The sequence below is a fragment of the Runella sp. R5_40 genome (assembly GCF_057652295.1).
On the sequence record NZ_JBYFCH010000009.1, the window covers coordinates 108403 to 128348 of the forward strand.

Sequence of the window (19946 nt, forward strand, 5' to 3'; positions counted from 1 at the left end):
CCGCTTTTAGGAGTTAGATTAAAAAACTACTCTTTGTCATTTTTGCTACTCTGTACTTCCGAACGTATTGTTTGGGCTAAATTCTTCAACTCCTGCATTCCTTTACGGACGCGTGTTCCAGCTGCTTGGTTACCCTTGCTGTAGAATTTATCAAAGTCAGCTTCAAGGCTTAACACGAGATTCTTGACTTCATCAAATCTTGCCATAATAATGTACGGTTTTTGGTTTTATAAAGTGTCCTAAACGCCTAAAACAGCGTGTTTTGGCCGAAATTTAGTAATTCTACCCTGAAACACAACAGAAATAATCAAAAAACTAATAAAAATAATGCAATTTCTTAGCCAAAACAAAACACAATTCACATAACCACCTCAAATACAAGAAGTTATACAATATTGTAAATTTACTTAATTTTAAACCTTTTTCCTCAAAAACGCCCTAATTCGCTCAAAAAGGCACATTTCTGAAATTAACGCGGGAAGGAGGATTCTTGTTTTACACGCATCGCTTGGTTGAGGTGACGTTGGTGGTGTGCTACCACAAACAGAAAAACATCACCCAGACGAAATTTGAGCAAAGCTGTAAAAGGAGAAATAATTTTTTGATTCCAATCGACACCTTCGGAGCTTTCAAGGCTATTTTCTAAATCCTGAAGAATCATAAAATACCTTTCCAACACTTTTGGCGCATCCAAATGATACGGTTTTGGTTTGAACATTCCAGGTGAAGGGATTTTTCGCGGCGAAGCAGGATCCACAAAACCAAGCATCATTTTACCGTTGAAACTCATCTCAAAGTCCGTAGCAGAAGAGCGGATTGGCGTTTGTGAAAATTTGAGTTTCAATTGGTTTGTATAGTATTGACTGGCCGCATTGAGATGTACCAAACATTCCAAAACTCCCCAACGCTCGGGGGCTGGTTTCCAGAGCAGTTGCGCCTCTGAAAGCGTTTTAAACTCCAGCGAAACGGTTTGACGAATCTGCTGAATATCTTTTAGAAGTTGTTGTCTTGTCTCTGCAATGTTCATTTTAGCTCAATTGTTCACGCGTTTTTTTGGGCAACGACGCCACTACAAGTTCGTATGAATGATCAATCCAATCGCGTATGAGGGCATCTTTGACCGAGCCATCCACAACCACGGTATTCCAGTGTTTTTTATTCATGTGAAAACCTGGGCGCACACAATCGTACTCTTCACGAAGCTGAAGGGCGCGTTCGGGATCACATTTAAGATTGATACTCAAAGGAGTTGAATCAAGCGAACTGAGTGCAAATATTTTTCCCACTACTTTATAAACCAGCGTTTCATCTCCAAACGGAAACTCCTCTGTCACACCAGCTTTCGACAAACAATACGCTTGTAAGGTCTCAATGTTCATTCCTAACCTATCTTGTAAAGAAGCGATACAACATCACGCCAAGGCACAACAAAAACATAACGATAGAAATACGGTTGATGCCGTGCATCACGCGGAGGGAAGCCGTACTAGGCCGCGAAGGGTCTGGTTTTTGAAATACCCGCAGAAAGTATCCGAATACTTCTCCCAACTGCAAAAATTCAACAATTTTTTTCATTTCTGTACTGTGTTAAGTTCTCCAAATGCATCATATTATCTAACCGACCAGACGCAGCATCTCTTTCGATTCTTTCATCCCAAAGTTTAAAGCGATATTCGTCAAACCAGACGGCCAACTCTTTTAATTGCTCAGGTTTAAGTTGCTGAATTTCGTTTTCTATTTCTTGTACATTCATTTTTCCAACAATTTTATATAGACTCCAACGCTTCGGGTTCAAACCATTTGGCGTCTTCTTTGATTAAATTAATCAATTCATCGACTGCCGCTGCCGCAGTCACCGACTTTTTGACAACCTGCTGGCCACGATACAAGGCTATCTTATCTTTACCAATCCCCACGTATCCGTAATCAGCATCGGCCATTTCTCCTGGGCCGTTGACGATACAGCCCATGATACCAATTTTCACTCCTTTGAGGTGATCGGTCCGTTTGCGAATCATGGCGGTGGTTTCTTGCAAATCAAACAACGTTCGTCCACACGACGGGCACGAAATGTATTCCGTTTTTGACATTCGCGTACGAGCCGCTTGAAGAATGCCAAAACCAATGCTATTTTGTTGTTTTGCCAATCCTAAATCGGTCTGAACCGCGCTTAGCATAATACCGTCGCCCATCCCGTCCACGAGTAAACCTCCACAATCGGTCGCGGCAAAAAGCGAAAGTTCGTCGAAATCGTTTCCTGAATAAGTCCGTTGAATAATGACAGGAATAGTCACGTTCTTATCCATTAAATCAATCATAAAACGACGCATTTCGGGCATAGCGTGCGCATTTTGACTTTCTAGTACCAAAACTACTGGAATATTCCCAAGCGTTTCGGCTGACAATGGCGCACTTGTATCCACCTTTACAAAATTCAAGATGGAACTTTGCTCTTCGGCAACAATAAACTCATTAAGCGTAAACAGAGGAAACTTATGTTCACGGTCCGACTGGGTTTTCCACGTTTCGTAATCCATGATTTCTTTCAATCCCATGGGCAACATAAACGGCACAGGACGCGCACCTGAGTAGATAAAATCAGCGCCAATGTCGTTCATTTTCCATTTGTCAGGAACGGGCAAATAGAAATGACCAATGCTGCGCAAGTCTTCGTATTGTTCAACCTCAATTTGTGAAAAATCGGCAATCACCCGTGGCACGTTTCCGCCCCCGAAATTATAGACTTCCTGCGTTTTGCGACGGCTGTATTGGAAAGGATTAATGGGTGAAGCAACCAACGGAGCGATAGGTTTGCTTACTTGCGCCCGTTGCGTATATCGGTCAATGAGCGATTTTGCCACAGGAGCTTCAAATTCGGGGTCTTCAGTCAAAGAAACGCGAACGGTATCCCCTAGCCCATCTTCCAACAGAGTTCCGATGCCAACGGCCGACTTGATACGACCATCTTCGCCCTCGCCTGCTTCTGTCACGCCCAAATGTAACGGATACGGCTTTAACCCTTCGGCATCAAGTCGGTGGACAAGCAAACGGTACGCTTCTACCATCACCAAAGGATTACTCGATTTCATCGAAAGCACCACTTGGTCGTAGTTAAATTCCTCGCAAATCCGCAAAAACTCCAACGCCGACTCCACCATTCCCAACGGTGAATCACCGTAACGGCTCATGATACGGTCAGACAACGAACCATGGTTCGTACCAATCCGCATGGCCGTTCCGTACTCCTTACAAATATTTATTAATGGTATAAATTTTTCACGAATACGTTCCAATTCACGCTGGTATTCATCTTCGGTATAGTCGATGATTTCAAAGCGTTTTTTATCGGCATAGTTCCCTGGATTGATGCGCACCTTTTCCACAATACGAGCTGCTAACTCAGCCGCATTGGGCGTAAAGTGAATATCGGCAACGAGTGGCACTTCGTAACCGCGCGCGCGCAATCCTTTGCGAATATTTTCTAAGTTTTGGGCTTCTTTCACGCTTGGCGCCGTGATGCGCACATACTCGCAACCCGACTCCACCATCCGAATTACCTGCTCAATCGACCCTTCGGTGTTCATGGTATCGACGGTAGTCATGGACTGAACCCGAATTGGGTAATCAGAACCCATAGGAACGCCCCCAATATTGACCGTGATGGTTTTACGGCGAGAATACTCGGTCAACGAGTTAGCGTATTGATACGACTTAATCGCGTCTTGAAGCGATACGGTGTCGTTGATGATTGTCATAAGCAAGAGTACATTTTGCAGTGAGTGATAAGCCTCACCCGTTTAACGCGACAAAATTACTGATAAAACCCCAAAGAAGCAGGGATTGTTTTTAGCCCAACACCGAAAGCATCGTTTGGCATTTCATTTCGGTTTCTTGCCATTCTTTTTCGGGCTCCGAATCTTCCGTGATTCCTCCTCCAGCGTAGAGCGTCGCTACGTTGTTTTGAATTTTCATACAACGCAAATTCACAAAAAGATGGGTTTCGTTTCCAACGTTTACTGGCCCCAAATACCCGCTGTAAAACTCACGGTTGTAGCCCTCGTGTTGTTGAATAAACGCCAATGCTTCCATCTTGGGCATCCCACACACCGCCGATGTCGGATGGAGCAATTCCAACATCACCGTTCCTAGTTCAGGGAAATTTATCGTCTTAGTATCCACCAAATAGTCGCTTCGAAGGTGCATCAGATTTCCAGCAACGACCGTTTTTGGGCCTTCTTCGAGGTACTCACGAACCCGAATTTTTTTGAAACACGAAATAATGTAACGCCCTACCAAGGCTTGTTCTTCTATCTCTTTTTGGGTCCAAGCCGCTTTTTTGACGGAAATCGGCGCGCCCGAAGCATCAAAAGCCGACTGCGTACCCGCCAACGATACCGTCCGAAACATACCTTCTTTATCGACACTCACCAAGGTTTCGGGCGTGGCACCCAACCAAACTTGGTCAAGCTGCGGCAAATACACCATTGACACGAATGCCGTAGGGTATTTTTCGCACAGGCGTTCAAAGACTTCTGAGAATGTAAAATCAGGAGCCAATTCAACCTGCTTTACTCGCGAAAAAACAACTTTTTTGAATGCTCCTGCCTCAATCGCCTTCACTGCTTTTTGAACCGCCTCCAAGTACGCAAAGTTTGGCAATTCGGGTTGACGTGGGCTGTCAGAAGCTATCACCAACGAAGAAGCATTCGCTGGTCGATTTCGGTAATGATTATACCATTTTTCACGGTTGGGAGCAGACAAATAGGCACTTTCTTGCTCCAACCTCGCCTCTCCATTTTCATCAAAACGAAAATACAAATCGGCTTCAATAAAGAGCGAATTATCTCCTTCGATGTTTAGAAACGGGCTCATGGCAAAGCCCGCGGGCAGCTCATCAAGCGTCATTCGCGTACGAGGGAGCTCTGACCCAAAATTAACAATGAGGTGCTTGTCTTTCTGGTGTGGAAGCCGCCACAGCGCTGCCGCAAAGCCTAACTCACGGGTGCTTTGCCACGCAGAAAGTGGATGTAAGCTGTGATCAAAAAGGGAAGAAGCCCCTGTTGTTTTTAGTTTGTCTGACATCATACTCACCTAACACTTTTTAAAGTAAAAGTGTGCCTTATTTTGGGCAAAAACATTTACTCATAAAAGTGCAAAGGAGCACAATTTGTTCGACAAAAGGCACTTTTTGTGATAAAGTTTGGGTACATCTTTCACTAATTACCACAGAAAGACCGATCTACGTACGTTTTATTCCCATTGGAATTGATGTAATAGCAGCCTCCCCTCGGCCCCACGAGCAGTGGCTTACCGTTGTAAGTTCTAACGGTCGCTTCTACGTCAAAACCTGCATTTGCAACATCAAACTTTTTGTTTTTTAGGACCGTCTGCAAGGGCATAGGAAGGCTACTTAGGAAATCTACCCCCGTCACTGACGACTCAATGTCTTTAATAGTAGTGACGTATTTTAACCAGCTGACGTCTTGATTTGCTTCATTTGTGTTGGGAAAATTAGCCGCAATAACCGTGGAATTTGTGGTTATTGACCCCTGTTCAGGATAAAAAACCACAATTTTATACAGTTTTGAAGGTACATTTATTTTTCCATTGATACGCTGCATTGAGCCGTTTGTACCTGCTCCTCCAGAGCCGTCCATACCCGCGATAATCACTGCCTTGTAACCCGTTTTGACCACATTTCGGCAATACTCTTCCAAGTAAGCCCAAGGTTCGCGGTTGAGTACTGGGGCTTGAGGCGCGATGTTGGTCATCAAAAACGTAGCCGAATTATCTTCCTCCGACTTGGTTCTATCGGCCGAAGGGCAAAGGTGCCCTCGATCAAAACCGCTGTTGGTATAATCGGAGGTCACAACACGGTACCAGCCTTGCTTTAAAGTAGAATCGGGACGAAAGTCATTCTGACGGTCAGAGGTTCCCAACCACGAAGTAGAAAGCTCCCAACTGACCCAATTGGCGTGACGTTTGGTGTTGTTATAGCTTAGCACAAATTGCGGCTTCACCATCAACAAATCGGTTGTATCATTTGGTTTGGTGGGTCGGCCTAGATATAGATTGGGGCTAATTGGCGCGGAAGCTTCCGCTAAGAATGTTCCTAAAATTTCAACACTTCCTCCTTTCTCAACCTCCAAGTTTCGGCACAAATAGCCGTTGGTAGTTTTAACGCTGTGCCCTGTTTTGATAATCACATTATCGTTTTTAGTGGGGACACAATGACAAGACCAAGTTGAAGCGGCCTCCCAATTTCCAGACGTAATGCTTTTGATTTGGGCTTGAGTAAAATTGCAAAAAACACTAACAAAAAACGCAAATAAAAATAACGGGGTTTTCATAACTAATCTTAACCTGTAACTACGCTGAATATTTTTTCTGCAAGTTAAGAGAAATAAATAGACCAATAGCAAAACAATAGCAAACCATTTAATAGTATATTTTACCGTGGTCAATATACTATTAGATGGTTTGCTATTACAAATGATTAGCCCGTCACACCGAGGGCAAACAAGCCCCTAAAAGGTGTAACTTTTAAACAAAAAACCCTCAAATTTCGTCAATTTGAGGGTTTTTGTGGAGTCGGCGGGATATTGCCCAAACCGTGTTTTACTCCACTGATAATCAGGAAAATAGGGCTATATTTAGTCAACTGACAAGGTTTTACTGACAAATCAACTGACATTTTTACTTCGTTTTCATTAGTTCGATTATCTGCTTCAAGTACTCAATTTCTTTTTCCTTGCTTTCGAGCTGAATCCTTAATACGGCAATTTCGGTGCTTTCTTCCATAAGCGCTTTTGTACTGTTATACTCAACAGTATTTTCACCCACGGCATTAATTGCCCCTTGCTGAGTTATGGTGATAAGTGCCTTATCATCAAAGAAATAGCTTGATGTTACCCCCGTTGCTTTCAATATCTTTTCTACTACGTCAGTGGTTGTGTGTTCGCGCTTGTATATGCTGAACAAATTGCTTTCTGTCATGCCCAATAATCTTGCAAACTCAGAATTAGAAAGCCCTTTTCGGTCTCTCAGTGTCTTTACTTTTTCTCCAATGTGCATAGTAGGATAAATTTTTTACTACAAAACTTGACAAGTATTATAGTATTTGTTTTACATTTGTAGTGCCAATATATAAGACAGTTGTAATAAATAGCAAAACAACAGGCTTAAATACTTGGAATTGTCACTAACAAATTATTAAACGGTAAAGCACTATGACACTAAGAGACTATTACGACAACCTCCCAAAGCGGAAACAGGCCGATTTTCGGCTAAAATGGATGCAAAAGACCAAAAAAAGCAGGTCAAATTTCTATTTGATGCTTCGAGACGCTTCCGAATCTGATATTCGGTTTTTTTCTCAAATCACGGGCGTAGAAGCCAATGAGATACACAAGCCTATTGAAGTTCAACTACAAATGTTTTCCACAAACTCAAAATATCGTAAAGCACAATGACACTACTAATCAACTCCAAAAACAAGCAAAAAGATGGGTCTCATTTTAAAAATGTAAGTTTTCAGGTTGCGGCTGAACAAATTATAGCTGGTTTCTTGGAATGCCCTGACCTCAAAGAGTACTATTTCAAACTGTACGAAAATGAAGCCAAAGCCTTTGAGTATCAAACATTAACCTCTCATTAATATGAAAAATCTGAAATTGAATCACGAAGAAGTGTATGCTATTATGTGGCTATTGAATGAAATAGACCAACTAGAACTTAATTGGGATGGACACGTATGCCTAACAGAAAAGTCAAAAGTCTTTAAAGATAAGCAAATCCATTTCTTTATTTCTCGTGATAGTTTAATACACCTACAAAGGATAAAAAATAGGCTTTTAAAATCTAAAAAATCATCAAAAAGCAAACCTTAACCTCTAACTAAAATGAAAACAATTCAAATTACTGAATTTGAAGAAGTCTTTTTAAGACAGATTTATAAAAGAATTAATCAGCTGCCTTTAGATGAATTGGGAGGCATATTTCTAACTATTGAAGGGGAACGAAATGGGGATTTAGATTGCATCTATTTAACTGAATCTTGTGTACAAACCATTCAGTCAGTTTGTCAAAAACTAGACTTACACACATAAATAAATTAAGGGATGTTTGACGAACCACTAATTACCATTATGAACACAGGACTGAAACTAGAATCATTGCTACACTTGAGCCGTGTTGCCAATACTTCATACGATTGTGTGATTGAAGTTGATTACACTCCCGATGAACTTGCAAAGGTTGAGAAATTAAGAAAGCACTTTGAAAAGAACCATGAAAACGATGTTCGTAACCACCTTGAAGCGGTGAGAGTTCTTTTCCCAAAGCCTGACTATATTGTTGGAAATGGAGGTACTCACATTTGGGTTCACCGCACCTCTAACACCTACCAACGTATCATTTACATTGGTTCAGTGGGGAACTGTGAAATGTGGCAACCCAAGCAAGCGCCAAATGTTATTTTCCCCTAATCTGATTCCCTCACACAAAATTTTAATCTAATGTCACAATCAAACTGGTACGATACTCAGCTACTCAAAAAGTCAGTAGCCATCACCGATTATTTGGCCTCAAAAGGAATTGAGGCAGAAAAAACCAGTGGTCATCAACTGGTTTACCTCTCTCCTATTACGGAGGAAAAGAACCCGTCTTTTTTTGTTGACCCCCGTAAAAATTCCTTTCATTGTTTTGCGTCGGACGAGAAAGGGGACATCATCAGGTTAGTACGAATTTTGGATAAAAAGGATTTTTTAGGGGCTTGTATATTCCTTGAAAACTTTCAAGTGAATCATGTTCCTTCCCAAAAGAACAATAAAGTAACTCCCGAAGCTACCGAACAAGTTGTAATTCGGCGTGTCTCCGAACTTCGTACCCCTGCCTTGGTTCGCTATGTTGAAAGTCGAAAAATACCCATTGCCCTTGCCCGTCACTACATTAGTGAAGTCCATTACACTTTGAAAAGAGAAACAAAAGACGCTGATTTTTATGCGTGTGGCTTTCGTAACAACTCGAATGGGTACGAACTACGTACACAAAAATTCAAGGGCTGTACAGACACAAAAGACATTCGTTTTTTACAGGGTAAAGACTCACTTTCAAATGGGTGTGGGGTGCTAATTTTATTCGAGGGTTTTTTTGATTTTCTATCCTTCCTAGCCCATAAAAAAATGCACTCCCCGCCATACGACACCATCATACTAAACAGCACTTCACAGCTAAACAGGGCTTTGCCTGTGATTCAGGAATATAGTTCAATTGTGGCCTATTTGGATAATGATTTAGCGGGAGAAAGGGCATTGGTCAAAATCATAGAAGAAACGAAAATTCCACTGCTTAACGCTTCCAAAAAGTTTTTCCCAAACCACAAAGACTACAATGATTTTCTATGTCAAGCAAAACCGTAAAGCCTTCCAAAACCACCAACGAGGGCGAAGACGTTCCCGAAAGACCAAAAGAATACAGGCCACGCACCGAACGGCAAAAACTCATGGAAGCCCTAAAAGAACGATTTCACTTTCACCTTAACGAAATAAAAGGACGTCCTGAATATTGCCGTTCGGGTGAAGAAGACCCGTTTAACATCACAGGATACAAGCCCGTTGACGAATACGCGGTAAACTCAATCATTAATGAGTTAGACCGTGAAACCGACTTAAAAAGGGTTTCTGCCGATGTAATTTTTAGTATTCTAAACTCCGATTTTGTGCCCCTGTATCACCCTGTCAAAGCCTACTTTCGTTCGTTTGAAAAATCCGAATGGTGGAAGAAAACGGAAGGTACAAGGCACATTGACGCATTGGCCGCCACCTTGCAAACGCCCAATCCGAAAGTGTTTGCATTGTCTGTGCAACGCTGGATGACTTCGAGCGTTTCACAGGTCTTTGAGGGCAACGATGTACTAGGCAAGAACCAAACGGCAATCGTACTGTGTAGTGACGCCCACGGAATCGGAAAAACGAGTTGGATTAGTGCGCTTTGCCCAACTTGTTTAAAAGTAGATTACTATTTTCAGGGTAAAGTTCGTGATTTGGATTCAAACGAAATGCCTACTTTACTTACAGAAAAGTTTATTATCAACATTGATGACCAGTTCCACAACTTAGTACGAAAAGATGATAATACCATGAAAACGTATATCTCACATGGTAAGATTACTATAAGACGTACTTACGCGCGTTACTACCAAGAACTACCACGTTTGGGCAACTTCATAGGTTCTATAAATGGTAATGCTTTTATGAGTGATGAAGTACAACGTAGATATTATCCGTTTGTCGCTTTGGGCGTGGACTGGCCGACACTGAACACCATTGACGTCGATTTTGCATGGATGGAAGCCTACAAAATTTACAAGCTGTACAAAGAAACTAGGGACGAAAAATACCGCTATTGGTGGACACCCGAAGACATTGAAAAGCACTTTGGAGATATGGCAGACTTTAAACAGAACTCACAGGAATTTGAACTTTTCATACAGTACTTTGAGCCTTGCCGATTTGAAAGCGATCCTGGTGAATACATGACCAATGCAAATATTCTTGCAGAACTCACATACTTGTCAAAAGCCAAGAACCTGTCTGATAAAAAATTGGGTTCGGCACTCAAACGCCTAAAATGTTTTCAGACGAAAAAGAAAATTAACGGTGGGTCGGCTCAGGTCTATAGAGTCAAAAAACGAGACTTAGAAGACTTCCAAAACCAATTAAACGAAGTGGGTAAATATGCCCCCAAACAAGGAAACATTTTTTAATTTATAACCAATCAATCACAATGCAACAAATTCAAGTAACAGGACATTTGGGCAAAGATGCCATTATCCGAATTGCCAACGGAAAAGAGTTTTTGACCTTTAACGTTTGCGCTACCGATGGCTACAAAAACCAAGCTGGCGAACGCGTAGAAACTTCTACATGGTATTCGTGTTCTTATCAAAAAACGGCTTTAGCCCCCTATTTAAAGAAGGGTGATAAGATAATGGTACAGGGAGAGTTAAAGGCAAAAATCTACCTCAATGACCGACGAGAAAGCCAACTTGATTTATCGGTTTCAGTGACCCGCGTAGAGTTGTTTACAAAGAAAGTGGAAGCCGAAACCGAGGAATAAGAATCAAAATCCTACATAGCCCCTAAATGCTAAGGGGCTATACCCTATAAAAAAATATATCTACCACTATTTGATATTCCAAAATCTATTTTGCACGTTTGCAGTCCCCAATGAATACTTTATTACATACTTAATCTTGTTACGGATATGCTTAAAAACGTGCTTAAAAAGAAATTGCCGCTGCAAACGGGTGGAAGTCCCGAAGCTTCTTGTTTTACCGTAACTGGTAAAGTAGTCGTTGGGGGTGACAGCGGTATATTATTAACAATCAAACATTTACTGCTATGTGTGCAATCCCCAACGACGCAAGCGCAAAAACAAACCGCATTGATGTAGATACCCGTATTGGGTATATGCTTTACAATCTACTGGAATTTTACCCTCCCGATGCCATTAGGAAGGTTCTTAGCAAAACCCTTTTAATGGCAATGCAATCGGAAAGATTCGATGAAGTGCCATCTACGGAACGAACCGAAATTGCCTTTGTCTTTCAAAGTATCCAAGAAGTTTTTGATATGGCCGACGATGCTACTTTCAGAGACGTTTAAAAAAAAGCCCCTCGTTAGTGAGGGGCTTTTTTTATACTACAAATCTAAGAACTTCACTCATTCTTATGGCTACTGGGTAGGCAATGCCAAAAACCCCTAGATTGATTTCTACAATGTAAAAAGGTGTTTTAACCCCTTCATTGTTTATGAGTGTAATTTCTCCCAACCAAGTGGTAGAAATCGTTTGCCCCTTCTTAAACGTCGCCGTAGGCTTGCTAAAGTCTGGCACCCAATCACCATTATAATTTGGGGAGATATAAGCCGTAGTGCCCTCTTTGGCGGCTACAAACTTATAATTCTCTAATGTGGTTTGAGGCGTAGCCTTTTTCCTTAGTAGAAAAGCAGCCGCCACGCCTCCTAAAAGTAAAGCGGCTTTGGTTTTATTTTCCATGAGTAACTTTTTATGTTGATGAATACAACAAAGTTACCCTTTTATCTTGTCAGTTGCGTACTTCTGCAAAGGCCATTTGTAACGTTTATTGTCCCTGACCAAGTAAGCGGGAATACCTCTTTAGTTCTCGCCGTAAAACTATACGCTCCTTCGGGTAGTGTTACGGTAACAAAGCCGTCAGTACCACAGTCAGGCGCGCTATTTACAGTCCTGTATTTAGTATTTGTACCCCTTAGTGAGCCATTAATATAAATATCTATGTTTCCCCTGTCTCCTATCATTGTCCAAAAAATGAAACTTCCCGTAGTTGGGATACTGGTTATTTTTACACTCTGGCTAAACGTGCTTTTCCCTCCTTCACCTTCTGCTGTCAGGGTTACGTAATAAGTTCCATTGTCTCTAAAGCTATAGGTGGGGCTGTGTTCAATAGAACTTCTTCCATCACCAAAATTCCAATTAAATCGGGTTGCGTCAGTACTAAGGTTTAAAAACTTGATGGATGCCCCATTTCTGTTTGCTCCTTCTTCTCTAAACTCAAATCTTGCAACTGGTGCAGGCGGAACGTCTTTAGCGCATCCAACTAAAAAAAGTACAAAAACTGAAAGTGTTGTAAAATGCTTCATTGTCTGTGTTGTGTAGTTATGGCTTGTGAAGCCCAAACCTACAAAAAAGCACAAAAACGGCAAAAATAGGGCGGGTGGTAGGTAAAAAGTGGTAAGGTGGTAGGTTATTCCTCTTATTTACTTGCAACCTTCGGATATTATGTCCGCTAAAGAAAAAGGACTCGTTTTCAGGCGATTACGACAAAGGCATTTTTTTTGATGTTTTTTTCCCCTTTTTACTTACAACTTTCTACCACCTAAAGAAAAAGTAAGAAATTATTAAGCGGTAGCGGTTTTTGGGTGGTAGGTAGGGTGGTAGATGGTGGTAGGTAGTGGCAAGTAAAAACGCCAAGGTGGTAGGTTGCAAGTAAAAAACCCAACTTTCTATTTATTTTCAATATCTTTTCAGTGTATTCTTGCCGTAATTTCACAAAAAAAGGCACATATACAGTGCCTAGCAAATAGAAAAAGTACCACAAAAAAGCCCGCCCCGTCCTTTTTCTTTAGCGGATTAAATACCCTTCAATAGTTCCGAAACCTTTTTTGGACGTCCCAACGCGTCAATAATACCGTCAACCTCACGCGGGCTATACTTTTGTTTGTGTCCTTTTAAATCTATGCCCCTACTAAGGCACTCTTTCCGAAAAGCTGGAGCAGAAAGACCGTAAAAACTGGCAATGTCGGTCAACATCAAAAATGCAGAATTGGCAGAATCGAAAGCCATTGTAAAGGATTGGTTCAGATTGGTTGGTAAAGATACCCCGTGCTTGACAACTATACAAGTCTTGTAGTACGTTTGAGGCATGGCTTTCACAACCAACATATCTGCGTTAAACTTCACGGCTCAAATCAAAGCCGCCGCAAACGGCCAACCGTTTGCCGCGTGGAATATGCAGTCATTTGAAGGACTAAGAGACTTATTCCTTAACTGGATTTACAACCTAAACACCACGGGCAAAACCGAAAAACAGCGGGAGTTTGGGACAGACTTCCGACGTAGCCCTGTTTCAAACTTTACCATTGAAGAAATCTGTTTGTTATGGATTTTGGTTCAAGACCCTGCCTATTTGGGGCTAACGGAATCATGGGCAGACGATTTCTATTTGAAAATTTATCAACGTGCCAAATTTAACGTTGCGGTCACGGAGCGTAAAACATTCCTTTCAAACGAATTGGAATCCTATAAAACGCTTTCGGCGGAACGTCCTGACGGCATTATTAACAAAGCCCCTGACCCGAACGCATCAAACCCCACAAAAGGCAATAGCACTACCAACGGCGGCACGTCTAGTTTTAGCCTCTGGGAGAGCGTCAAAGCAGCTTTTCAAAGCCCTTTGGTTTGGTTACTGTTTGCTTACTCATTTTACACAATCATAAAAAAACGCCGTCGCAAAGATGACTAACAAAATTTTTGTTGCCTTTCTGCTATTCATTGGCTTTTGGGCTTTTCGGTTGTGGGTCAAAATCACCGCCGTTCAACGTTTCAACTACCGTTCATTACTACCGCGCAACATTCGTTTTGAAAAGGGTGCGTTAAAGTTTGAACTTGAAATGGTCATCGTAAACCCAACCGTCGAGCGTGTTACCGTCGATGGGCTAGACCTTGACGTTTACATAGGAAAGGTACTCATGGGGAAAGCGGTCATTTTTCGCCCTGTCACCATCGAACCCTACACCGAAACGACTCTACAAACGTCGGTAATTATGGGCGTTGATACCCTACTCACGGTCATACCTGACATTCGACTTGACGCAAAAACAGTATCAGTAAAGTTCGACGGCGTAGTGAGGGCTTACGGCCTTACAGCCCCCGTCAACCTAAGTTACGCGCTTTCAATCCCAAGACTTTTCTAAGATGGACTATCAATTTATTTACAACACGGCAGGCGACGCGGTAGGGGTCGAAATTGACAACGTTTTGTACAAAATCGTTGGGGTCGAATACAAACAAAACGGCCAAAAGACGGCAGTAACTACGGCCAACGCCCGAACGCCCACACAGGCCGAAATACAGGCGTTAGCACTGCAAAAGGCGGGTTCGCTTGATACGTACATTTTCAACAACGCATCAAGTACGGGCGTGCAAACAGTCAAAACACAGGAGAAAAACAGCTTTTGGGAGGGGTTCACAGCCGACAAAGTTTTTACGGGGATTGTTTCGGCGGTCACGTCAATCTTTGGCAATAAGTCCCAAACCCAAACGGTTGACCCTTCCGTGTATGGTACAAACCCCTACATAACCCCCGCACCCCAATCAAACAACAACTACCTAATTATCATCGTAGTTGCGGCTTTCTTCCTATTCTTTTTCAAGGGAGACAAAAAGAACAACTAAGCACAAATTTTCACTTCATCAACAATAAACCAATTTTTTAAAATGGCAAAGTTAATTCGTAACGTCGGTAAATACCCGGGTCTCAATGGTACGGCGGTGATTTACTTGGCAGAAGACGACGCACAACGCAAGTTTCTTCTAAACTTTGAATCTTCAAGTAGTGACCCCGCCGTGTTGGGAACAGCGAAATTTATGCCGCGTTCAACCATGGAATCGGCCATCGTTTCAGGCAACGGGGCATTTATCGCCAAATCGGTGGCTTATGCTGACTTGTTAGACACCCCATCGACGGGGCTTTTGGACGCCTCGAACAACGTAACGGTATCAAACGCACGTCAAGGCGGTGGCGCTTACAAACGCGTGTGGGATACTTCAATTGTCTTGTACGCCATCATTGGTGAAGGCTATGCCACCGTACCAACCGATACGTCGATTGTTGCAAGTGCTAGTGACGTAGCAACGTGGAAAGCAGGCGCAACGCTCAAAACTGGTACGGATGAAACTACGACCACTACCACCGACACAGGGATTCTTTCATCGGCACGTACTTTCATTGACGACGTCGTTGATTATGTCAACAAAAACCCGCTTATCGGTGGCCTTATGATTGCAATCGTTTTGTACTTCTTTCTCAAACTGCTTTTCGGTATTGACCTTTTGGTTGAACTTGGTTTGAAAAAGAAATCAAAGAAAAAAGGCCGATAGCCGTACCATAATCGGGTAGTTTCTTAAAACTGAAATCACAAAACAAAAACTTACTACAATGGCTAAAATGAAGAAATTCCCAAAGCAACCGAAGGCAACCGCTTCGCTTTCTACTTGGGAGAAGTATAAGAAAAAGTGCGACGAAATCGCAAAGTTTAATGCGGGTCTTACTGCCGTAAAAAAGAAAAAGGAGGCCATTAAAAGTGGCGTTCAGAAGCAAAAAGACAAACAAAAATAGTCCGCTTCCTTCCCTCACTTCATCAGCAAACATAGGGGTAGGCGACTAACCTACCCCTACAATCTAACGCAACTATGGATGAATTAATCAACTTTCTGCTTCGCAATAAGTCAACACATTTTAACATCAAGGACGCACAAAAACGCCGTGTTGCCTACCATGAGGGGACAAGCAACGATGAAGCCATAGAAGCAGTAAAAAACGAGTATCCCGAACTAGCCCAAGGCAAATACGTACTGACGGCATGGAAAGGCGTCGGAAAAAGTGCAGCAATTGACAAAGCGTTCCAAAAGGGCGAAATAGAAACTTTATTCCCCAATACAAACATGAGTGGTTTTAGTCAACAATCGGGCAACAATAGCATTCAGGCAATGTTACAGGCCGAACGCGAAAAAGGCCGTCAGGAGGCACTTGTCGAGGTGCGTATAATGAAAATAGAAGAGTTCCTTAACGACCGTATCAGGCCGATTTTGAAGGCATTGGAGGAACTGGCAGAACTCGACATCAAAACGCTTCGTGAAGGGATTGAAGCCCTAAAGAACGACGACCCCGAAGACGATGAAGACGCTATCGAAAAACTAGAAAAGTTTGAGCGAGGGGCGAGGGTTGTAAAGTCGCTCATGTCAAAATCTGCTTAATACCCAATCAACTTTTACACTATCAACACTACAACTATGCCAAGCCTTTTTAAGAAAAAGAAACCCGCCGCAAAAATGACGGTAGTACGTCCCGAAAACGAAAAAGTTGAATACGATTTCGAGACCGAAAAAAAAGAATGTATTGAAGCTCTTGTGCAACTGGTAGGCGAACAAAACGCCGCCGAGGGCTTGCACTTCATCAAGACACAGTGCCAAACTGACCCACAGTTTGTAAAAATGATTTTTGACCCTGAAAAACGCGCACAGTTTCAAGGCATTATGACCACGTTAAGCCCTCAAAAACTATTGGGCGGTATTGCTGAGAAATTCGCAGGTATCCTTTAGTCCTATGTCACTATTCCAAAACATTTCCGAGGGGGCGGCAAAAGCCTCGAAAAACCGAAAGGTCGTTACGGTCATTATCGTACTGGCGTTGGTGTACCTCATTCGTCAAGAAATCAGAAAGAAGGTACAAGCCGACGAGTACGACGCCCTTGCAACGAGTCAAAACGCCCAATTAGCCTATCAGATTCGACAGGCTTGCAACCCCTACGGGAGTGTTTTGGGATACTCTCTAATTGACGCCGACGGCACGGACGAACAGGTTCTTTTTGTGATTGCCTCACAAATTACGGACTGGAAAGGGGTTCAAGACTCGTATTTCAGGCTGTACAACGAGTCGCTAGTCTCACGACTTGAAAACGAATTGCAGGGGGATTTTCAAAAGTTCATTGAATCAATCCCTAAGAACCCAACCACCACAGGCGGGACGGGCACAGGTAGCCCCGTAACAAACTATTTGGGCTACAAAGTTTGGACAAGGGTCGAAATGAACATCTACGAAAAAGACAACCCGACTAAGATTGCCAAAACGCTACAAGCCAATAAAATCATTGGTGATTGGGCTGGCGAACAACTTGTAAATGGGGTTGCCTACGTGATAGTTCGGAATGATTTCCTATGGTGGACTGATTACTATTTGGCTAAGAAGTCCAATGTAAAATTTGTAAAACCTTAATTTCAAATGCGCACAATTATTGCAGATAAAGACACGCAAATTTTCGACTCACTGACCAACGAGAAAGTAGAAGTCGTAAAAGTAGGCGATGAAATTGGAATTGAAGCCGATGCACCGCTAAAAAGAAAAGTTGGGGCTATTGTCCGAACTGTAACGGAAGTGTATCGACGTGACGTAAACAAACGCGGCGAAAACGTGCACCGTTTCTTTTGGTTTGTTCCTTCACAGAAAGCAAAACCAACTGCCGAAAATGACCCCGAGTAGCAACGCCCGCGCCTTCATCAAACGGGAAGAAACGGGAGGGAAAGCCCCCGCTTTGCGAGCATATCCCGACGGAAAAGTGAACGGGGTGCAGGTGTATAGCATTGGCTACGGAACGCAGTTTTATGAGGATGGGACACGCGTAAAATCGGGCGACGTGATTACGGCAGAAAAAGCCGAAAGTATGTTTAATGCCGCCGTAAACGAGGCAGGGGCAGCAGTAAGCCGAAACGTAAAAGTTTCTCTAAATCAAAACCAATTCGACGCCCTTACCTCATTTTCTTACAATATTGGAAGCGGTCGTTTTGCGGCTTCACAGGTGGTAAAAAACGTCAATGCACAGGCAAGCACCGCCACTTTGGGCGGTATTTGGAAAAGTTCTTTTGTCACTTTTGAAGGCAAGTTTTTGCAAGGACTTGCAGACCGTCGTACCCGTGAATTTGCTTTATACAGCACTCAAACGGGGATTGTTGCAAACACAAATCTTTGGTTAATTGGAATCCTGGGCTTTGCCCTCTATCGTCGCTCACAATGAGACAATTTTCTGAACTATCGGACAACGCAAAAAATCGGGTATTGACTGAGTTTGTCACGGGCAGACTCACTTTTTCGGAAGTGGAAAGCCTTAACAACGTGGATGCCGAAAGCCTTAAATACGCCCTAACCGATTTCGTGTTCCAACGTTGGCAAGAATTTCGGCCATTGCCGCCAACGCCCGAAAAGGCCAAAGAAACAATGACAGAACGACTAAGAAAGATTTGGGTTCGTTTTCGTTGTTCGTTTGCCTATGACGTCAGCAAAATCTTTGTGCTTTGTGCATTGTTGATGTTCGCTTTTGTGAATATCCCGCGCTGGTTAAGCCATAATTTTCAGATTGACCCCCTATCCAACATTTACATTTCTAACGGCTTCACAGCCCTGTATTACTTAGTATTTGCCCTACTTGGAATTAGTTTGATATTGTTGTTTTTGGACAGGAAATCATACATGTACCTGAACCCGTCCGAACGAACAACCCCGGATTACTTAAGCGAGTTGTTTCAAGCCAAACCCCTGTTACGATGCGTTCTAATTCCATTCAAGTACTATTTCTATTTGTTACTATTTGTGCTTTTGTTAATGTACACGGGCAAGGGACTGGTTCCCGAATAGACAGCGTTTTTTTTGTCGCAGAACGCTACGTAAACACCTTTGAAGCGACCAACCGAAACGACGGCGAAGTGTTCGATTACTTCCGAGGCTTTGCAGGCGATGGAATCAACAAGATGAAGTTCGGGGGCAAACAGTTGGCACATTGCGGCTTTGCGGTCTATGCGATTTTTTACGAAGCAGGGTATAAGTTACCCGTGAAGGAATGGGGGAGAGCAAAGAGTTTTGCAGACTGCAAATTAGTGACCAATGTAGGTAAAGCGTATGCCGTTGGACTGGACAAAGTAAAGCCCGCCAACATCGTCGTTTACCAACCCTTAAAAGGATGGTTTTCAAGCTACCACACTGGAATCCTGAAAGAGAAATACGCCACTTATGCGACCGTGTACGAAAGTAACACAAGCGCGAAAAGTAGCGTTTACAAGACCCAAAACCGTAACGATGGATTTTACCTCAAAATCCGCCCCTACTGGATAATGTGGAAAGTGGTTGATTGCCTTTGCGACGCCACGCCATCAGACCCCAAAAAAGTACAAACCTTAAAAAACAAATACCTCAAAAACTTTAAACCAAACAGAAAATGAAAAACAGCACCGAACTTTTGCGTTTCATTTCCAGACTAGCACAAGCCATTTTGAAGAGCCTGCAAGACCGTAAAATGAACTTTCGTGACTTACCTAATTTCTTGCCGTTGTTGCCCCTTATTCGTCCCGCTTTCGAGGACATTCCCGACGCATGGGACGAGTTCCGACGTATGACCGACGAAGACCGAGAGGCATTACAAATAGTAATGATTGATGAACTTGGTTTAAACCCCGACGACAGCCGAGCCAAGGCGTTGGCAGACAATGCCATTGACGCGGCACTAAGCCTAATAAAATTCGTCGTTTCATTGCGGCGCGTAGTTGAATAGTTGAGTGTAAACAAAAAAGGCTTTCAACTC

34 protein-coding genes are annotated in these 19946 nt (G+C 42.7%); 22 read left to right on the forward strand and 12 right to left on the reverse strand.

The features are described from left to right. Positions 1–26: 26 nt before the first annotated feature. The 9 genes from AC23N5_RS17145 to AC23N5_RS17185 form a co-directional block, all read right to left on the reverse strand. Positions 27–206, reverse strand: a complete 180-nt coding sequence (locus tag AC23N5_RS17145; protein ID WP_122931480.1) for a histone H1 — start codon at positions 204–206, stop codon at positions 27–29. A 263-nt stretch (positions 207–469) separates the two neighbouring features. Continuing rightward, complete coding sequence (locus AC23N5_RS17150) at positions 470–1027, reverse strand: DinB family protein (RefSeq protein WP_487756520.1); 558 nt, start codon at positions 1025–1027, stop codon at positions 470–472. A gap of 1 nt (position 1028) precedes the next feature. Continuing rightward, positions 1029–1379, reverse strand: a complete 351-nt coding sequence (locus AC23N5_RS17155; RefSeq protein WP_183979323.1) for an MmcQ/YjbR family DNA-binding protein — start codon at positions 1377–1379, stop codon at positions 1029–1031. Between the two features lie 7 nt (positions 1380–1386). After that, a complete protein-coding gene (locus tag AC23N5_RS17160) occupies positions 1387–1575 on the reverse strand; it encodes a DUF6728 family protein (protein WP_183979324.1) in 189 nt (62 codons plus the stop codon). Next, on the reverse strand, positions 1559–1753 hold the full coding sequence (locus AC23N5_RS17165) for a hypothetical protein (protein WP_487756521.1): 195 nt from the start codon (positions 1751–1753) through the stop codon (positions 1559–1561). The genes AC23N5_RS17160 and AC23N5_RS17165 overlap by 17 nt, the downstream gene beginning before the upstream one ends. 13 nt (positions 1754–1766) lie before the next feature. Beyond that, on the reverse strand, positions 1767–3755 hold the full coding sequence (gene ispG / locus AC23N5_RS17170; RefSeq protein ID WP_487756522.1) for a (E)-4-hydroxy-3-methylbut-2-enyl-diphosphate synthase: 1989 nt from the start codon (positions 3753–3755) through the stop codon (positions 1767–1769). A 91-nt stretch (positions 3756–3846) separates the two neighbouring features. Then, on the reverse strand, positions 3847–5085 hold the full coding sequence (locus AC23N5_RS17175; protein WP_487756523.1) for a chorismate-binding protein: 1239 nt from the start codon (positions 5083–5085) through the stop codon (positions 3847–3849). 131 nt (positions 5086–5216) lie between these two features. Further along, entirely contained in the window at positions 5217–6206 is a 990-nt protein-coding gene (locus AC23N5_RS17180; RefSeq protein WP_487756524.1) for a DNA/RNA non-specific endonuclease, read from the reverse strand. A 490-nt stretch (positions 6207–6696) separates the two neighbouring features. Next, positions 6697–7074, reverse strand: coding sequence for a helix-turn-helix domain-containing protein (locus AC23N5_RS17185; protein WP_487756525.1), 378 nt, complete (start codon positions 7072–7074; stop codon positions 6697–6699). 155 nt (positions 7075–7229) lie between these two features. Between AC23N5_RS17185 and AC23N5_RS17190 the strand changes: the two genes are divergently transcribed. From AC23N5_RS17190 to AC23N5_RS17230, 9 genes are all read left to right on the forward strand, one after another. Continuing rightward, complete coding sequence (locus AC23N5_RS17190) at positions 7230–7472, forward strand: hypothetical protein (protein ID WP_487756526.1); 243 nt, start codon at positions 7230–7232, stop codon at positions 7470–7472. Then, positions 7469–7657, forward strand: coding sequence for a hypothetical protein (locus AC23N5_RS17195; protein ID WP_487756527.1), 189 nt, complete (start codon positions 7469–7471; stop codon positions 7655–7657). The genes AC23N5_RS17190 and AC23N5_RS17195 overlap by 4 nt, the downstream gene beginning before the upstream one ends. A gap of 1 nt (position 7658) precedes the next feature. Further along, positions 7659–7889, forward strand: a complete 231-nt coding sequence (locus AC23N5_RS17200; RefSeq protein WP_487756528.1) for a hypothetical protein — start codon at positions 7659–7661, stop codon at positions 7887–7889. A 12-nt stretch (positions 7890–7901) separates the two neighbouring features. Next, positions 7902–8108 (forward strand): hypothetical protein, encoded by a 207-nt coding sequence (locus AC23N5_RS17205; protein WP_487756529.1) that lies wholly within the window; start codon positions 7902–7904, stop codon positions 8106–8108. Between the two features lie 12 nt (positions 8109–8120). Further along, a complete protein-coding gene (locus AC23N5_RS17210; protein ID WP_487756530.1) occupies positions 8121–8486 on the forward strand; it encodes a hypothetical protein in 366 nt (121 codons plus the stop codon). A gap of 30 nt (positions 8487–8516) precedes the next feature. Further along, positions 8517–9419, forward strand: a complete 903-nt coding sequence (locus AC23N5_RS17215) for a toprim domain-containing protein (protein WP_487756531.1) — start codon at positions 8517–8519, stop codon at positions 9417–9419. Next, positions 9401–10765, forward strand: coding sequence for a VapE domain-containing protein (locus tag AC23N5_RS17220; RefSeq protein WP_487756532.1), 1365 nt, complete (start codon positions 9401–9403; stop codon positions 10763–10765). Before AC23N5_RS17215 ends, AC23N5_RS17220 begins: the two co-directional genes overlap by 19 nt. A gap of 20 nt (positions 10766–10785) precedes the next feature. After that, a complete protein-coding gene (locus AC23N5_RS17225) occupies positions 10786–11118 on the forward strand; it encodes a single-stranded DNA-binding protein (RefSeq protein WP_487756533.1) in 333 nt (110 codons plus the stop codon). 284 nt (positions 11119–11402) lie between these two features. After that, complete coding sequence (locus AC23N5_RS17230; protein ID WP_487756534.1) at positions 11403–11666, forward strand: hypothetical protein; 264 nt, start codon at positions 11403–11405, stop codon at positions 11664–11666. Between the two features lie 31 nt (positions 11667–11697). On the opposite strand, the gene AC23N5_RS17235 is transcribed toward AC23N5_RS17230, so the two are convergent. The 3 genes from AC23N5_RS17235 to AC23N5_RS17245 form a co-directional block, all read right to left on the reverse strand. Further along, positions 11698–12057, reverse strand: coding sequence for a hypothetical protein (locus AC23N5_RS17235; protein ID WP_487756535.1), 360 nt, complete (start codon positions 12055–12057; stop codon positions 11698–11700). A 41-nt stretch (positions 12058–12098) separates the two neighbouring features. Further along, a complete protein-coding gene (locus AC23N5_RS17240) occupies positions 12099–12680 on the reverse strand; it encodes a PKD domain-containing protein (protein ID WP_487756536.1) in 582 nt (193 codons plus the stop codon). Positions 12681–13170: 490 nt separating this feature from the next. Further along, positions 13171–13383, reverse strand: a complete 213-nt coding sequence (locus AC23N5_RS17245) for a hypothetical protein (protein ID WP_487756537.1) — start codon at positions 13381–13383, stop codon at positions 13171–13173. A gap of 79 nt (positions 13384–13462) precedes the next feature. Here AC23N5_RS17245 and AC23N5_RS17250 point away from each other — a divergent pair, with 79 nt between their 5' ends. From AC23N5_RS17250 to AC23N5_RS17310, 13 genes are all read left to right on the forward strand, one after another. Beyond that, the gene (locus tag AC23N5_RS17250) at positions 13463–14062 is read left to right on the forward strand and encodes a hypothetical protein (RefSeq protein ID WP_487756538.1); all 600 of its coding nucleotides are present in this window, start codon (positions 13463–13465) and stop codon (positions 14060–14062) included. Further along, the gene (locus AC23N5_RS17255) at positions 14055–14513 is read left to right on the forward strand and encodes a hypothetical protein (protein WP_487756539.1); all 459 of its coding nucleotides are present in this window, start codon (positions 14055–14057) and stop codon (positions 14511–14513) included. Before AC23N5_RS17250 ends, AC23N5_RS17255 begins: the two co-directional genes overlap by 8 nt. Before the next feature lies 1 nt (position 14514). After that, positions 14515–14994 (forward strand): hypothetical protein, encoded by a 480-nt coding sequence (locus AC23N5_RS17260; protein ID WP_487756540.1) that lies wholly within the window; start codon positions 14515–14517, stop codon positions 14992–14994. 42 nt (positions 14995–15036) lie between these two features. Continuing rightward, the gene (locus AC23N5_RS17265; RefSeq protein WP_487756541.1) at positions 15037–15699 is read left to right on the forward strand and encodes a hypothetical protein; all 663 of its coding nucleotides are present in this window, start codon (positions 15037–15039) and stop codon (positions 15697–15699) included. 67 nt (positions 15700–15766) lie between these two features. Continuing rightward, positions 15767–15937, forward strand: a complete 171-nt coding sequence (locus tag AC23N5_RS17270; protein WP_487756542.1) for a hypothetical protein — start codon at positions 15767–15769, stop codon at positions 15935–15937. 74 nt (positions 15938–16011) lie between these two features. Beyond that, positions 16012–16575, forward strand: a complete 564-nt coding sequence (locus tag AC23N5_RS17275; protein ID WP_487756543.1) for a hypothetical protein — start codon at positions 16012–16014, stop codon at positions 16573–16575. 36 nt (positions 16576–16611) lie between these two features. Continuing rightward, positions 16612–16920, forward strand: coding sequence for a hypothetical protein (locus AC23N5_RS17280; RefSeq protein ID WP_487756544.1), 309 nt, complete (start codon positions 16612–16614; stop codon positions 16918–16920). Positions 16921–16924: 4 nt separating this feature from the next. Then, a complete protein-coding gene (locus AC23N5_RS17285) occupies positions 16925–17593 on the forward strand; it encodes a hypothetical protein (RefSeq protein WP_487756545.1) in 669 nt (222 codons plus the stop codon). A 6-nt stretch (positions 17594–17599) separates the two neighbouring features. Then, complete coding sequence (locus tag AC23N5_RS17290; protein WP_487756546.1) at positions 17600–17857, forward strand: hypothetical protein; 258 nt, start codon at positions 17600–17602, stop codon at positions 17855–17857. Continuing rightward, on the forward strand, positions 17844–18389 hold the full coding sequence (locus tag AC23N5_RS17295; RefSeq protein WP_487756547.1) for a lysozyme: 546 nt from the start codon (positions 17844–17846) through the stop codon (positions 18387–18389). Before AC23N5_RS17290 ends, AC23N5_RS17295 begins: the two co-directional genes overlap by 14 nt. Beyond that, on the forward strand, positions 18386–19006 hold the full coding sequence (locus AC23N5_RS17300) for a hypothetical protein (protein WP_487756548.1): 621 nt from the start codon (positions 18386–18388) through the stop codon (positions 19004–19006). The genes AC23N5_RS17295 and AC23N5_RS17300 overlap by 4 nt, the downstream gene beginning before the upstream one ends. After that, positions 18916–19587 (forward strand): hypothetical protein, encoded by a 672-nt coding sequence (locus tag AC23N5_RS17305; protein WP_487756549.1) that lies wholly within the window; start codon positions 18916–18918, stop codon positions 19585–19587. Before AC23N5_RS17300 ends, AC23N5_RS17305 begins: the two co-directional genes overlap by 91 nt. Continuing rightward, the gene (locus AC23N5_RS17310) at positions 19584–19916 is read left to right on the forward strand and encodes a hypothetical protein (RefSeq protein WP_487756550.1); all 333 of its coding nucleotides are present in this window, start codon (positions 19584–19586) and stop codon (positions 19914–19916) included. Before AC23N5_RS17305 ends, AC23N5_RS17310 begins: the two co-directional genes overlap by 4 nt. Positions 19917–19946: the final 30 nt, after the last annotated feature.